Raw genomic sequence first — 14,567 nt, 5'->3', positions numbered from 1 at the left:
GAAGAGCGCAAACGCGAGCAGGAGGATGGCTCGGAAGACGAAGCGGATTGGACGCACATCGTGACGCAAAAGAAGGAGGAAGCTCCGGCTCCCACTCCCATCGCCACCAAGCGCTCGGTGTTCGACGATATTGACAAATAGTCGTGGAGATACCAAGCGGCTGCGCTCGAACCAGTCGCCCCCCTGACTAATAACGCGGACGCAAAGTGCCCCCTGCGACGCGCGACCGCTGCTCAAGCGGGCTTCGACTATCAGCGAGGTCTCGATCCTCGCTGCCCTGCAACTCCTCCTCATTTCCAAGAAGGTTAGATAACTCTACTGTGGAGGGTCTGTTCAAAAGGCACGGGCCGCTCGCGCTGATCGGCTAGCGCACGAAGCTGATGCAGCATTCGGCTGATCGGATGGACCACTGACTCGCCCCCAAGAAGATGATGCTGATCAAGGGAGGCGCTTGCTTGAGTCACCTAAAGACGAGCATTCCGGTTCGGCTGCGCCGATATCGCAAGAACCGGTGGTTGTGGGGAGGCGCAACACCCGATTATTGCGATTGGTAGAACAGGAAATTCCTAGGCTGGCTGCATAACTGGTCAGAACGGGTAACTCTGCGCCCGAAACCCTCCAAGTTATTGATTTCTCTTGCCTAACGGATGTTTCAAGGGTTACGTTTCACCAACTCGTTGCCGATGTCATCGCGGTATTCTCAGAACGGGCTGAAGCCTGCCGAGGTTGCACCATCAGATGCACCTCGACAATGACGGTCACTGATCCTCTTCGGTCACCAGAACAATTGCTCAAAACTCCCGAGCCCAGAGCATCAGATTGCGCAGATCGCCGGCTTGCGGCCGATCCACGGCTCGGCTTCTTCCGCTTGGGCAGCAAGCCGCAGGAGGGTTGCCTCGTCACCGTGGCGGCCCACAATCTGAATGCCGATCGGCGTATCGCCATCGGCCAGAAAAAGTGGAATCGACATGGCCGGCAGGCCGGAAATATTGTGCGAGAACATGTAGGCCGCGTCGGACCAGCGATCCAGGTAGCGCTCGCGGTTTCCATCGCTCATCGACCAGTAGCCCACGGGGCGCGGCGGCTGGGTCAGCGTCGGGCTGACGAAGACATCGAAGGCCGCGAGTTCGGCAGCAATGGACTGCCCCGCCTTACGCACCGCACCGATGCTCGCCGAATATTCTAGCGCCGAAAGGATTCTGGCATATTCGAACATCGACCAGTTGAAGGGCTCCAGGTCTTCCTCCTGCGGCGGACGCCCAACGATTTTCGCGTGCTGCGTGAACTCGGTAAATGTCTCAACAGCGATGATGTCGTTGTAACACCACCAGGCTGCCTCGATGTCGGCCTTGATGTCGTATTCCTCGACCGTATGCCCCAGGGTCTCAAACAGCTTCACCGCATTTTCGACCGCGGCCTTGACCTCCGGCGCGACGGGCGCGCCCCAGGGTGCACGCAGCGTATAGCCGATATTCAGCTTGCGCGGGCGATCGGAAAGTCCGACAAGCCAGCCTTTTTCCGGCTGCGGCGCGTAGTAAGGGTCGCCCGGAAGATTTCCGGAAACGGCGTCGAGGTAAGCCGCGGTGTCACGTACGGTGCGGGTATTGCAGAGGAAATAGAGACTGCCGAACCATATGTCGGCTTCGTGAGGACCATAGCTCAGTCGTCCACGCGAGGGCTTCAGCCCAAGAACACCGCAGCACGACGCGGGCGCGCGAATGGAACCGCCGCCATCGGAGGCCTCCGCGATCGGTACGATCCGTGCGGCGACGGCCGCTGCCGAGCCGCCGCTCGATCCGCCTGCGGTGACGCCTGGGTTCCAGGGATTGACCGTCGGGCCGTAGAGACGCGGCTCCGAGGTGATGCACCAGCCATATTCTGGCGTATTGCTGCGGCCTACTGGGACTAAGCCGGAAGCCTTCATCTTCCGAACGATTTCCGAATCAACAGGGCAGACGAAATCCTTGAGGTAAGACGTCCCGAAGGTTAGGGCCGTGTCCTTCCACATCGTGCCCAAGTTCTTCAAGAGAAATGGCACCCCAGCGAACAGCCCCTTGTTCGGAGCCGAACTCAGGGAGCGCGCGAGGTCGAAGGTCTCGATGACCACCGCGTTCAGCTTCGGATTAAGGCGTTCGATGATATGGATAGCGGTCTCGATGATCTCAGACGCCTTCACCTGCTTGCTGCGTATGAGTTCACCAATGGCAAGCGCGTCTGACTCCGCATACAGTTTCACGAGATCCTGGGTTACGTCTCCCATATCGTCCTCCAAATGGTCTGCTGTTCGGTTGTACGAAGGGCTGGCGGCCTACGCTGCACGTACATTGGCCATGAAGCGGTCGAGTTCCTCGCGCAACCGTGTACTTTCCACCGAAAGAATCTGCGCTGAATTCAGCACCTCGGCAGAAGCCGCGCCGGTTTCACCGGCACCGCGGTTGACCTCCGTAATGCTGGTAGCGACTTCCTGGGTGCCGTGCGCAACGTTTTGCACATTCTGCGCTATCTCCTGAGTCGCCGCGCTTTGTTGTTCGACGGCGACAGCAATCGTGGAAGCAATTTGGGAGATCTGTCCGATGGTCCCGCCAATCTCCTTGATCGCCCCAACCGATTCTTGAGTCGCTGCTTGCATGTCGGTGATGTACGACGATATTTCATCGGTTGCCTTCGCAGTTTGGCTCGCGAGCGACTTCACCTCGGTTGCGACTACAGCGAAGCCACGGCCGGCATCACCCGCGCGCGCCGCCTCGATGGTAGCGTTGAGCGCCAGGAGATTGGTCTGCTCGGCAATCGCAGTAATCAGCTTGACCACCTCGCCAACCTGCTGTGCAGCGCGCGACAGTTTGCCGATCCGCACATCTGTCTCCTCGGCTTGCATCACCGCGGCATTCGCGATACGGGCAGATTCCTGGACTTGGCGACCGATCTCCCGCACTGAGGCCGACAGTTCTTCGGTGGCAGAGGCCACCGCCTGCACGTTAGTTGAGGCTTGTTCGGAGGCGCCCGCCACACGACCGGACAGATCCTGCGTCGTCTCGACTGTGCGCGTTAGGGAGCCTGCGGCACTCTCAAGTTGGTTTGCCGAGGACGACACGTTGGAGACGATGGCGCCCACCGCGGCCTCGAAGCTATCGGCGAAGCGGTGCAACTCAGCGCGGCGCGTGCGGTTGGCGGCCGCATTCTGCTCCTCACGTTCGGATGCCTCCCGCTCTGCCTTTGCCACCGGCTGCATCTTGAACTCTTCCACCGCACTCGCCATCTCGCCGATTTCGTCCTTGCGGCCGAGTCCAGGCAGCACCACTTCGAAATTGCCGCAGGCAAGCTCGCGCATCGCTCGGCACATGCCGATCATCGGTCGTGAGATACCCTGCCCCAACATCCAAATTAAAATGACGCCGAACGCCAGACCACCGACGCCAAGAAAGGTGACAAAACGCTTTGTATCGTTGGCGACCGAGAGCGATTGCGCCGATACGAGTTGCTGCTGGGCTAGCAGGGCATTCTTCACGGTCTTGCCTTCTTGGCTCATCGCGAGCGCGGCATCGGTCATGTTTGATACAAGGCCGTTCAGGGCGACCACATTTTGCAAGAATTTATCGAACGAGGACTGGTAGGTGTCGAACTGATACGAGATCTCCTTGATCTTGGCGGCCAGGTTCTCATTGCTGGAGGTCAATTCTGCCAGATTCCCCTTGATCAGGTTCATACGAGCGGTCGCGCTGCTGGCAATCGCCTGATCCTGCCGCGCAACGTAAGTGTTGATGCTGGTGGCGACCGCGGCGATTTGAGCCGCGAGCTCCTTCACCGCTGGCGACAGATCGGCTTGGCCTTCGCGTGCTGCCGAATTGGAGAGATCTTCAAGCCGATTTCGGAGGTAGTTGCTCAGCCGCAGAAACTGCTTGCTGATCTCGTCATTGTTGATCTTGAGCTTTACGACACGCCCGGACAGATTGCCGAACTCCTCGGATTTTGCCGCGATATCGTTGAATCTTTGCTTGTTCTCCGGGCTGACTGTGCTTTCAATATTTTAGATGACCTGGCGCAACGTACTCTCAGCCTCATGTACGGCGGTCTCGTCGGCGGCATTTCCGGTCACCGCATAGTAACGAGCCAACAATGCGTAGGCGGTGAGTTCGCGGTCGATGTCGCGGGCTGTCTCGCTCTCTGCAACGATATCGTGGTATGAGGCGACACCAATCGAAATGCGCTCGAAGCCGAAATAGGCGATGCTCATGCTGACCGCCGATAGACCGAGCACCACAACGAAGCCCAGCATAATCTTGACGCGAAATCTCAGATTTGAAAGCAAGCCGGGTCTACGCTGCTTGTGCCCATCGTGCTCCTTGAGCAAACCCATATGCGAAAATCCCCCGCCATTGTCTTCAGAAGGCCGCGCGGCACGATGGCCCGTTGTGCGGCATCGGCTGCGGAATCTAGATGAGAATAAATAAAATGATGTAAAGCCGAGTGATGAAGCATCGTCAACACTTGCCTTCGTTCGGCAGCTGACAATGAAATACTTATAATACCAGTAGTCGACGCTGTAATACTTGTTCCAATATCAAATATACTCTTTTGAAAATGCATCTCCTTTCGCCGCCGGGGACCGAGGAAGACGAGGTTTGACGGCATCAGTCGAGAAAATTCTGGTTACCTTGCGCAAGGGAGACACCTGGATGCGGTTCGTCGCTAAATCTGATTCCCGCCTCTTCAAGTGCGCGACGGATTTTCGCGATTGTCTCAAAGTGAGCACGCAGGGGCCCGCTCGAAGCTTCGAGTCTGCGGATGGTTGAGATCGCGACGCTGGATTTCTCTGCAAGGTCATCTTGTCCCCAACCAAGCAGGGCCCTTGCCGCCCTCATCTGTTGTGCGATCACCAATATGATTGGCCTTGCTCTCGCAACTGCCTAAGGCATGTACTGACAAACCGGGACGCTGTAGGTGGAAGCGCATTCCAAAGTTTGTCTTGCATTAGCAGGGTGCAAAAGCGGACCGAAGGTCTGAGCCTCCGAGGGAGCCCGAATGTACTGCACCTAAACAGTTGCTCAAAGTTCCGTGCCTTGAGCGAAACCACACAGAATCACCGTTACAGACGATCTAGGGGACGGCTTGCTTCAATTGCGCTGGAAGCCGCCAGACGCCCACCTCACGACAAACCGTTGATCCTGAGGCTTGCATCTGAATATCCCGCCGCTCGCATGCCCGTTCAATTGATTCGCGCTCCTTGTGCCGCACGAGAGTGAATTCGTGCGATTGGTGTTGCTCTTCCAGCCTTCCATCCTCTCACCCTTTCGCAGTGACCATGTTCCACAGCACCTCCGTCAGCACGGCGTAGCCTTTATCGAGTGCCTCAGGCGCAGTAAACTCACGCGGATTGTGGCTGAGACCGCCTTGGCTTGGCACAAAGATCAGCGAGGACGGAACACATCTCTGCAGCGCTAGAGCGTCATGGCCGATGCTGGTCTTGAGCGTCAGAGCCTTGTAGCCAAGATCTGCCGCGGCAGAAAGAACCAATGCAACTCCGTCGGGGTCGAGCGCCGTCCCAAGTCGCTTCTCGTCTGCAGCGATCGAGAGGCCTACTCTAACATCAGCTGACTCGCGCTCAATTCGCCTTAGAAAGCGGTCGCTGATCGCCGAGACCACCGCTTCGTCTTCATGCCGGACCTCAAACCAAACCCGAACACGGCCTGCCACGACGTTCGGCGAATTGGGGTATACGCTAATGCGCGCTGCAGCAGCGTGCGCCCCAGCATTCTCATTCGCGACCTCCTGGTACAGCGCCTCGATGGCCCGGCTGGCTGCGCGCAGCGCATCGCGGCGGAGCGCCATCGGCGTCGATCCGGTGTGTGAATATTCGCCTTCGAACATCACCGATATTTTTCGTGTCGTCCATGATTCCGATACAGCGGCAATGTCGGCGGACGATTTCTCCAGACTATCGGCCTGCTCAACGTGCACCTCGACATAGCGCACCGGATTTTGATCAAGCTGCGTTGTACCGCGGTAACCAATCGCTGATAGCGCCTCCCCAAGGGGGATACCCTCGCCATCTACACATGCATAAGCGTCCTGCAGCCTCAAAGCACCAGTGAACACGGAACTGCCAGTCAGGCTCGGCTGAAATCGGGCCCCTTCTTCATTCGTCCAGCTAACAACCGCGAGGTTGCGTCGGGCAGCGCCGGGGTTAGCCGCGCACCGTTCTTTGACAGCCTGCACTGCGAGCAGGCCGGCAAGCACGCCATAAACCCCGTCATATCGTCCTCCGGTTGGCTGTGAGTCGAGATGGGATCCGGTCAAGACGACGTCAGCGGACTCCGGAGCCAATATTGCTACGCCGAAGAGATTTCCGATCGCATCGACTTTGGGAGTAAGGCCTCGATCTACGATCTCGCGAATGAAGAGATCTCTCGCCTCCTTATCGACCGCAGTACCGGTTAGGCGGCAGACGCCGCCATCTTCAGTCGCGCCAATTCTGGCGAAGCGCGCGATGAGTGCATTCAATTCGTTCAAAGTTGTACTCCCATATGGCGATTCGTTCCGAGTTCGGCCAGCCGGCAGTCCCGCCCGGAAGGTGGAAATTTAGTGATCGCCCTGCCGCACGTAACCTTTGGATGGGGCGCTCGACACGATGATAGAGAGGGCCATGCTCAAAGGCTCAGATATGCCGCAACCAGTCATTCCATCTCGGATCGTCGAAGAGTTTGCGTGCCCGCGCGTATTTCCAGATGCCGTATTTCTGGTAGTCGAAATCCCAGTTGGACATCTGCCTCTGCTGAACTGCCCACGAACCCCACTTCATGTCGGCCACGGCGCGTGCCACCCATACCCGGGCAACGAGATCCTGCCGCACTGTTCCGTAATATTGCTCGATCAGTTCGAGGGTCGTCTCCTCGTCGACGAAGACCTCACCCAGAAAAATGCCGATTTCGTACGCTCGCTCGTTGTTCGAGGCGAATTCAAAATCGATCATTTTCATGTCCACGATCTGATTCTGCTCGGACATCTTGACCATGAAATTGCCGGGCATCGCATCGTTGTGACAGGGGACCAGATCGAGGCCGGCGGCGACGAAAGCGGCCTTGGCCCGGTTATACTGATAAGACAACAATTCGAAGTCGGCGGGCCTGATAGCACCCAGCGCCTCACCTTGCTCGATATGCTCATCAGTCATTGCGAACACGTCTTTTGTGACGGACAAGCGCTCGCATGCATTGAATTTCCGATAGAGGTCGATCACTGAGGATAGGAAATCCTTGCGTGAGAAGTCGGCATTCGTTGATGCACGATACCCGTGCAAGAACTCGATGACCTCGACGCCCTTCTCGAGGCTGAAAAACTCGACACGGGGCGTGATGCCTATCGCGTTTGCTTTGGACGCTGCTTCGTTAGCAAGCTTGCGATCAACAAAACTGTCCGATCCAACCCCAAATACCTTCAGGAAGTAGTCGGTACCAGCATGATGAACGAGCCAATTAGAATTGAGCAATCCTCCAACCAAGGGACGTTTAGTCACCTTGGTCCTGTCCCATCCCGGGACGGCAGCAATCGCGTCTTCGACCTGCTTACTGGACGCAGTATCGGACATCCTGTAATCCCCTTCTCGTTCAGGCCAATCGTCGCAGGCGATCTCCCGCGGTGGAAGTTTGTGACGTCATCTCGAAACGTAGCATCCGCCATGAGGCGTATTTGGCGAACTCGAGCGTCGAGCGCGGCGACGATGCGGCCATAGTGAGGGCGATCAGACCCCACCGCAGATCGTCGAGTATTCCGTAAACCATGGCCCGCTGAAACAAGGCTTCTTCGAAGAAACCGGTCCATTCGACGAAGCCGTCCCGCGCTTCTGGCTCGCGATCGAAAACTTCCATCAGGTGATAGCCGATGTCCTCATACGGATCAGCGTTGGCCGCCAGATCATAATCCACTAACCGCACCACATTGGAGGGGCCAATCATGAGGTTCGCAGTGTTGCCGTCCCGGTGACAGGGCACTCGCTCGACCTCGAGCCGTGACATGGCCTGTTCAGCCCTGTCGGCGAAGTTGAGAAACGCTGTTATATTCTTTGGCAGATTTGCCTTGTGAGTTGTACACGCTGCATGTGCTGCCCGAATCTCGTTGAAGATATTTGCATCTCTTGACAGCTTCGGCCCAGCCTGAAGAGCTTTCTTCGCGGCAACGATCCCCTCGCGAACGACGGTATTGGCGCTGTCGTGAAGTCCGCCTGCCCGCCACCCATTCCCCAGGTACTCCATCGCGAAAAGCCCATCCTCTTCCCAGGATTGCAAAACGCGTGGGCCGACTCCGACGTCCCCTGCGCTTTTCGCCGCGGCGATGGCCGCTGGCGGATCCACATAGTGCGCAAGGTCAGTGTGATAGTGCTTGTAGACTTCGGACTGATTGCCCCGCCGGGCAAGCCAGATGTCGGCTTCGATTCCTCGCCAGGCCGGCGAGGCCAGCACCGTCAGCGGACTTTCAAGACTGTCCAACGAGCCGCCAAGGCGAGCCTCGGCGCGATTCCGAACGACAGCCTGGCGATCTGTAAAGACCATAAGCGCCTCCGTCACGTCGGCTTGCGCGGCTGAAGCGGCCATTCGCGCGCCTCTGGCCCGCCGGGCCAAAGCGCAGCTTCCAAGGCCGCCGCAAGCCGACAAAGCCGAACATCGTCGAACCGTCGCGCGACGAGCTGCACCCCAACCGGCAAGCCACGCGAATCGACGCCACCGCAGAGCGACACCGCCGGATGACCCGACTGGTTGAACATCGCGGTGAAAGTGCAGTGCCGCAGCGGCATAGCCGGATCTACCCCCCGGTCTTCGGCCGGGAAGTTAACCACCGGCATCACCGGCGTCAGCAGAAAATCGCTGTTGTCGAACAGGGCATTCGTCTGCGCCACTCCGCGCGCTACGCCGGCCTCGAAGCGCGCAACCCGTTCGGCCGACCAGTCCCGTGCTTCCTCAAACCAATCGAGCAGTTGCCGCGGGGTGTGCTGACGCAATTGCTCAGCCACACCGATGTGTTCACGCCATCCACGAATCTTGAACATATCGTCGATCGGCAGGTAGGCGTCGAAATCATAGGGAGGGGAGAGGTTTGTCACCCTTCCAACCAGACCCGCTACTGCTTGCTCTGCGCGATTGAGCACGTCGAGCACTGCTTCTTCTACCGGCGGACCAAAGCCGAAGCATCGATACACGGCAATGCGTGCTGTGCCAAAACCTTCAACGGGTTCGGTCACAGGGAGTGAAAAACGGTCATATGGATGCAGCCCGCCAAGTACGCGCAGCCATGCTTCGAGATCGGCTGCATACCGTGTCATCGGTCCGGCCGATCGAATGTCTGAAGCGGGCGTATGCGCGATCATACCTTGCGTCGGCTTCAACGCCGCTAATCCGCAATGGCTGGCCGGCAGCCGTACGGAGCCTGCGATATCAGACCCCACCGACATCATGCCAATGCCTGCCGCAAGAGATGCGCCAGCCCCGGCGCTGGATCCGCCCGGATTCCATGCGAGGCCCCATGGATTGCGCACGATGCCATGGAAAGAACTAACCCCCGACCCGCTAAGGCCGAAGTCAGGCATTTTACCCTTGCCCACGATAATGGTGTTGGCGGCCTTGAGGCGCTCTGTGGGCGGCGCATCGATTGTGCCCACAACGCCGTCCGCATGGATGCGAGAGCCGTGATGCCAGCGCGTGCCGATCGCATGCACGGAATCCTTGATGGTGACCGGCACACCGTCCAGAGGGCCGGACGGTCGGCCTTCGCGATACCGCCGTGCTGCGGCTTTGGCTGAAGCAAGGTTTTCGTCGGGCCGCAATTCGTAGAGCGCATTAATCTCGTCGTTAACCCGGCCAATCTGTTCGAGCGTAAGCTCCATCACCTCGACCGGGTCAATCGTGCACGCTCGGAAGCCCTGCACCATCTGATCCAACGTGAGCTTGGATATCCCCTCCAAAACCATCACACCTCCTCAGCCCCGGCGCGTCCGGAGCACATCCAGGCCGGCAGCCAGGACAAGCACCAGACCAGTGATCATCAGACCGGCCTCCGTGCGGATGTTCATCAGAATGAAGCCGTTGGACAGCATCCCAAGTAGCCAGACACCCAAAGCAACGCGCAAGAGAGAGCCCCTGCCACCATTAAACGGCACGCCGCCGAGCAGCACGGCAGTTATCACGCTCAATTCCACTCCGACGCCCAAGGTCCCCGACGGGGCTGAATTGATGCGCGCGATCGTCATCAGGCCGGCCAGCGCTGAGCCCAAACCAACAGCGCCATATAGCAGCATCACGGTCAGCTTGACGCGAATGCCGACGAGATAGGCCGCACGCTCGTTGACGCCGATGGCGATCGCGTGCCGCCCCAACGGGGTTCTCGTCATCACGAACAGGCCGAGGGCAAGAACCGATAACATGATCCATGTCAGGATAGGCACCCCGAGCAGCCGGCCATAGCCAACGAATGTGAAGGCTTCGGGAAACCCAAACAAGGGAGATGGAGACAACCATTGCGCAAGCCCGCGCATCAACGTCAGGGCGCCCAATGTCACGATAATCGGCGACATCGATAAGACCCCCACGAGAAAGCCATTGAGCAACCCGATCGCCAGCCCCACCGCCAACACCACTGCGACCGTTCCGCCGATTCCCAGGTTGGGAAAGGAGAGACCAGCTACCACGCCCGAAAGGCCGACCATGGAACCTACGCTGAGGTCGACTTTTCCTGCCATCAGCAGAATCGCGAATGGGATGGAGATCGTCATCAGCGCTGCGATCTGCACCGAGATGCTGATCCAGTTGTTGAGAGTCAGGAAAACCGGCGACTTATAGAAGAAATATAGCGCAAGAACCGCAATTGCCGCCGGCAGCGCTGCGGCGGCCAAGACGACTCCTATATTCACGCCCTCGACCGATTTGTCGTTCGCTCCCGACATAGACCTACTCCACGACTGTTGCAGCACGCCGGCGACCTCCGCTGATTACCGCCTTACTCTGATGAGCAAGTTGTACGATGTGATCCTCGTGAATTTCACTATCGAGCAGCGCGATCTGCTGACCGTGAGCCAGTACGAGCACGCGATCCGAGACGGCGACGATTTCAGCCGGATCGGACGATGCGACTACGACCGCCCCGCCGGTTGCCGCAAATTGGAACAGGAGCCGATAAAGATCCTCCCGAGCACCGATGTCGACACCCTGAGTCGGCTCGTCGAGCAACAGCACTTGTGTCCCAAGATCCGGCAGCAACCAGCGGCCCATCACCAGCTTCTGGGCGTTACCGCCGCTGAATCTGCTAGCGGAAAGATTGGGCTTCCTCGGCACGAGGTTCAACGCATCCGCCGCCTGGTCGAACAGCGACTTGTGGGTCGATCGTTTGCGCGCAATGCCGGAATAATGCGGTATCAGCAGATTATCGATCGCCGTCAGCTCGCCGAAAAGGCTTTGCTGATTACGGTCGGACGCAACCAGTGCCACGCCCTTGGCAAGTGCCGCGCTGGGATTGTTCATTTGGACGGCGCCGCCGCCTAGTTCATAGACGCCGGCGACCCTCTTCCTTGCACCGACGAGGCTTTCGAGCAGGTCGGTTCGGCCGGATCCAAGTAACCCGTAAATGCCGACGATCTCCCCTTGCCGCAAATCGAGATCGACCGGCCCGGTGAAGTCCGACCGATAGTCCTTCAGCCTGACGATCGTATGGCCAGCCGCAGCGCGGCTCCGTACGCTGTTGCCCCGGACCAGCCTGGGAGCGATTGCCCGTGCTAACTCTTCGATTGGCGCTTCGGATGCAGGCCTCGTCCAGACCACCGCGCCGTCGCGCAATACAGTCACAATATCTGCGATATCAGCGACCTCATCCAGGAGATGCGTCACATAAACGATGGCGAGCCCTTCTTGCTTGGCCAGTTGGCGCACGACATCGTGCAAGGCTTCCATCTCGCGGTCCGAGAGCGCTGCTGTAGGCTCGTCGAGGATCAGAATCTTTGGCTGCAAATGCAGGGCTCTGGCAATCTCGACGATTTGGCGTTCGCCGATGCTCAGTTTTTCGAGTGGCAGGTTTGGGTCAATGGACGAACTCAATCGCGCAAGCAATCGGCGTGCGTGTTCAACCTGTGTGCGTCGGTCAACAACTCCCCATTTCCTGATCTCGCTGCCCAGAAAAATATTGTCAGCGACACTCAGCCCTTCGATAACCTGAAAGTGCTGATAGATGATGCCGATGCCCTTCCGGATCGCAACACGGGGCGTAAGGTGACCGAAGCTTTCGCCATTGATGGCGATCTCGCCCGAACTCGCGGCAGTCGCGCCTGACAAGCAGCCCAGAAGCGTTGATTTACCAGCCCCGTTCGCGCCGATGAAAGCGTGAATCTCGCCTTCGCGAAACGTCAAGTCGACTCCCTTCAGCACCTCGATCGGGCCATAGGACTTACGCAATCCGGAAATCTTGACGATCTCAGAAGCCATCGTTTATCCACGAGCAAAAGCGGGTGTGGGCAAGAGCCCGCACCCGCGGGAGCGCTAGTTTTTGTAGTTTGCAATCAGCTTGTCGAGCAATGCCTGGTCTGCCTTGCTTGCGAGCACCGTCGGCGTATAAGCAAAGCTCGGGCCGTTGCCGGTTATCGCGTTGAGAGCCAGATCGACAATGCTGGCACCAAGGTCGTTGATGAGAATGGCCGCACTGGCCTTGTAGGCTTTGCCCTCGTTAACCGCGGTCAGTCCTTCGAAAGAGCCGTCCTGACCACCTATGAAAAACTTGTCTGGGGAAATGCCGGCGACTGTTACGGCTCGATTGGCTCCGACTGCTGCGTCGTCGTTCAACCCCACCACAATGCTGAGGTCTGGGTGCTGCTTCAGCACGGTCTCGGTGATGGTCAGGCCGGATGCCTGGTCGGCGGAGTCCTGTTTGGCGACAATCTCAATGCCTGCCTGCGCAAACAGTTTTTCAACTTCGGTCCAACGTGGCGAGATCGAAGGCAGACCCGTTAAGGTCGTCACTAACGCCTTGGGATGTTGGATTTTATTGGCCTTGACCCAGTCGACGGCAGCCTTGCCGATGATCTGGCCTGACTGCGCGTGGTCGAAACCGACATAACCGTCCGAGCCGTCCATTCTGCCTAGATAGGTAAGCCATTTGATGTGCTGAGCCTGAGCCTGCTTCTGGAAAGGCTTGAGGGCGCTTTCATCGATTGGCGTAACTACGATGGCATCGACGCCAAGGGTGATCCAGCCCTGCACAGCGTTGATCTGTTGTTCCAGATTATTTGCTTGGGTGTTGTCATGCAGAACAGTTACGCAACCGAGCTCGGCCGCTCGCTTATCGGCGAAATGGCGAACTTGCTTGACGATTGCCGCTTCTGACACTGAATGGCTGTAGGCAATCTTGAACCTCTTGCCGCTTGCGCACGCCTTCTTACCAGCGGCGCGCACTTCCTCGGTCGTTACTTGAGAAAAATCGCTTTCAGCGGCGGCCGCCTGGTTCAACCAGATAGCTGCTGCGTAAGTCAACGCGGCCATGGTAGATTTCGTATATGCACCCAAAATCATAGTCCCTCTCCTGCGCTTTGAATGATGAAAATGATCCGCGTTCTTGTGAACTGTGCGCGGTTTAGTGAACTTTGCTATCCCCGGCCTTTCACTGTTGCCCGGCCTTTGATCGCGGCCAGCTTCTTCGAAATCGTGTCTCGAGCGATTCTCATGTCATCAGGCGTCCCGGACATGAAGATGCGTCCGGTCGCGCCCATCATCTGGACGTCGTTGATGGTTGCGCCTGGCGCCGCCTTTTCAGCCTCGTTGGCGGCAACGCATGCGAACAGGGCCGGCGCCATCTCGTAGATGAGCAGTGCGATACCAGGCACGAGAATCGACGCATCGCGCGACCGGTTCAGGATGATGGCATGCTGGTCCGAGAGGTCCTCGATGATGTCGTGGTAGAGTATTTCCGGCGCGAGCTGATCCTCGGGCTTGGCGCCTAAACCCCTGAGAATGGCGGTTCCGGCTGCTTCCAGCGCACCCATATTGTCAGCATGGAGCTCAAGAAGACCGAACTGGCGTTCGGTGTAGAGAATGCCGGGCTCCATGTCCGGCGCCGCCTTGAGCGCAAGGTCCGTAATACGATGGATCGCCAATGCGGGCGCGACCTCGATAATCAGCGAATGCTGCCCACGGAACGGCGGATATCCCCTCGCCCTTGTGGGCGAGGAAAGATAGGCCGCGAACTGAGGCTGAAGATCTTCTATGGGAAGGTAGACACGAAGCTCAGTCATACCCCAGTCCTTTCGTCCGACGCTATCAAGCCTTGACCGCGTCGAAATGCTTACCCAGATCCGGATGCGGGCGCGGGATAACATGAACGGCGGTGACCTCTCCTACTTGTCCGGCAGCTTCTGCGCCGGCTTCCGTAGCAGCCTTCACCGCTCCAACGTCGCCACGCACCACCACCGAAACCAGCCCGCCGCCGACCTCGTTGCGGGCGATGATCTCGACATTTGCTGCCTTGACCATCGCGTCGGCTGCGGAGAGCGCAGGCACGTAGCCCTTGGTCTCGATCATTCCAATTGCAAGATTTGCCATTTCAGA

The 14,567-nt window shown here is 58.3% G+C and carries 10 protein-coding genes and 1 pseudogene; all 11 read right to left on the bottom strand.

Annotated elements, in window-relative coordinates; translation table 11 throughout:
• Positions 1 to 814 precede the first annotated feature (814 nt).
• The 11 genes and pseudogenes from IVA98_RS19470 to IVA98_RS19420 all read right to left on the bottom strand — a co-directional run bounded on the left by IVA98_RS19470 (position 815) and on the right by IVA98_RS19420 (position 14,561).
• Positions 815 to 2,260 carry an amidase gene (locus tag IVA98_RS19470; protein WP_247355345.1) on the bottom strand — a complete coding sequence of 482 codons (1,446 nt, stop codon included), beginning with the start codon at positions 2,258 to 2,260 and terminating at the stop codon, positions 815 to 817.
• A gap of 48 nt (positions 2,261 to 2,308) precedes the next feature.
• A pseudogene (locus tag IVA98_RS19465) lies at positions 2,309 to 4,354 on the bottom strand (methyl-accepting chemotaxis protein).
• A 926-nt stretch (positions 4,355 to 5,280) separates the two neighbouring features.
• Positions 5,281 to 6,507, bottom strand: a complete 1,227-nt coding sequence (locus tag IVA98_RS19460) for a Zn-dependent hydrolase (RefSeq protein ID WP_247355344.1) — start codon at positions 6,505 to 6,507, stop codon at positions 5,281 to 5,283.
• Positions 6,508 to 6,652: 145 nt separating this feature from the next.
• Complete coding sequence (locus IVA98_RS19455; RefSeq protein WP_247355343.1) at positions 6,653 to 7,582, bottom strand: phosphotransferase; 930 nt, start codon at positions 7,580 to 7,582, stop codon at positions 6,653 to 6,655.
• Positions 7,583 to 7,601: 19 nt separating this feature from the next.
• Positions 7,602 to 8,585, bottom strand: a complete 984-nt coding sequence (locus IVA98_RS19450) for a phosphotransferase family protein (protein ID WP_247355342.1) — start codon at positions 8,583 to 8,585, stop codon at positions 7,602 to 7,604.
• Positions 8,555 to 9,955, bottom strand: a complete 1,401-nt coding sequence (locus tag IVA98_RS19445) for an amidase (protein ID WP_247355341.1) — start codon at positions 9,953 to 9,955, stop codon at positions 8,555 to 8,557. The genes IVA98_RS19450 and IVA98_RS19445 overlap by 31 nt, the downstream gene beginning before the upstream one ends.
• A 9-nt stretch (positions 9,956 to 9,964) precedes the next feature.
• Positions 9,965 to 10,876, bottom strand: coding sequence for an ABC transporter permease (locus IVA98_RS19440; RefSeq protein WP_247355340.1), 912 nt, complete (start codon positions 10,874 to 10,876; stop codon positions 9,965 to 9,967).
• A gap of 55 nt (positions 10,877 to 10,931) precedes the next feature.
• Positions 10,932 to 12,455 (bottom strand): sugar ABC transporter ATP-binding protein, encoded by a 1,524-nt coding sequence (locus IVA98_RS19435; protein ID WP_247355339.1) that lies wholly within the window; start codon positions 12,453 to 12,455, stop codon positions 10,932 to 10,934.
• A gap of 54 nt (positions 12,456 to 12,509) precedes the next feature.
• Positions 12,510 to 13,505: a sugar ABC transporter substrate-binding protein gene (locus IVA98_RS19430; RefSeq protein WP_247355338.1), complete on the bottom strand. Its 996-nt coding sequence runs from the start codon at positions 13,503 to 13,505 to the stop codon at positions 12,510 to 12,512.
• 104 nt (positions 13,506 to 13,609) lie between these two features.
• Entirely contained in the window at positions 13,610 to 14,254 is a 645-nt protein-coding gene (locus IVA98_RS19425) for a hypothetical protein (RefSeq protein ID WP_247355337.1), read from the bottom strand.
• Positions 14,255 to 14,279: 25 nt separating this feature from the next.
• Entirely contained in the window at positions 14,280 to 14,561 is a 282-nt protein-coding gene (locus IVA98_RS19420) for a BMC domain-containing protein (protein WP_057029833.1), read from the bottom strand.
• Positions 14,562 to 14,567: the final 6 nt, after the last annotated feature.

This window comes from Bradyrhizobium sp. 160, assembly GCF_023073735.1.
Classification (GTDB): domain Bacteria; phylum Pseudomonadota; class Alphaproteobacteria; order Rhizobiales; family Xanthobacteraceae; genus Bradyrhizobium.
The sequence above is the reverse complement of the archived record's forward strand: the minus strand, read 5'-3'. Positions and strand labels throughout refer to the sequence as shown.

What these genes read in the sequence shown, in the direction of transcription:
- IVA98_RS19450 (WP_247355342.1), bottom strand. Translation starts at nt 8,585, where the DNA reads ATGGCCGCTTCAGCCGCGCAAGCCGACGTGACGGAGGCGCTTATGGTC.
- IVA98_RS19455 (WP_247355343.1), bottom strand. Translation starts at nt 7,582, where the DNA reads ATGTCCGATACTGCGTCCAGTAAGCAGGTCGAAGACGCGATTGCTGCC.
- IVA98_RS19420 (WP_057029833.1), bottom strand. Translation starts at nt 14,561, where the DNA reads ATGGCAAATCTTGCAATTGGAATGATCGAGACCAAGGGCTACGTGCCT.
- IVA98_RS19470 (WP_247355345.1), bottom strand. Translation starts at nt 2,260, where the DNA reads ATGGGAGACGTAACCCAGGATCTCGTGAAACTGTATGCGGAGTCAGAC.
- IVA98_RS19435 (WP_247355339.1), bottom strand. Translation starts at nt 12,455, where the DNA reads ATGGCTTCTGAGATCGTCAAGATTTCCGGATTGCGTAAGTCCTATGGC.
- IVA98_RS19445 (WP_247355341.1), bottom strand. Translation starts at nt 9,955, where the DNA reads ATGGTTTTGGAGGGGATATCCAAGCTCACGTTGGATCAGATGGTGCAG.
- IVA98_RS19430 (WP_247355338.1), bottom strand. Translation starts at nt 13,505, where the DNA reads ATGGCCGCGTTGACTTACGCAGCAGCTATCTGGTTGAACCAGGCGGCC.
- IVA98_RS19425 (WP_247355337.1), bottom strand. Translation starts at nt 14,254, where the DNA reads ATGACTGAGCTTCGTGTCTACCTTCCCATAGAAGATCTTCAGCCTCAG.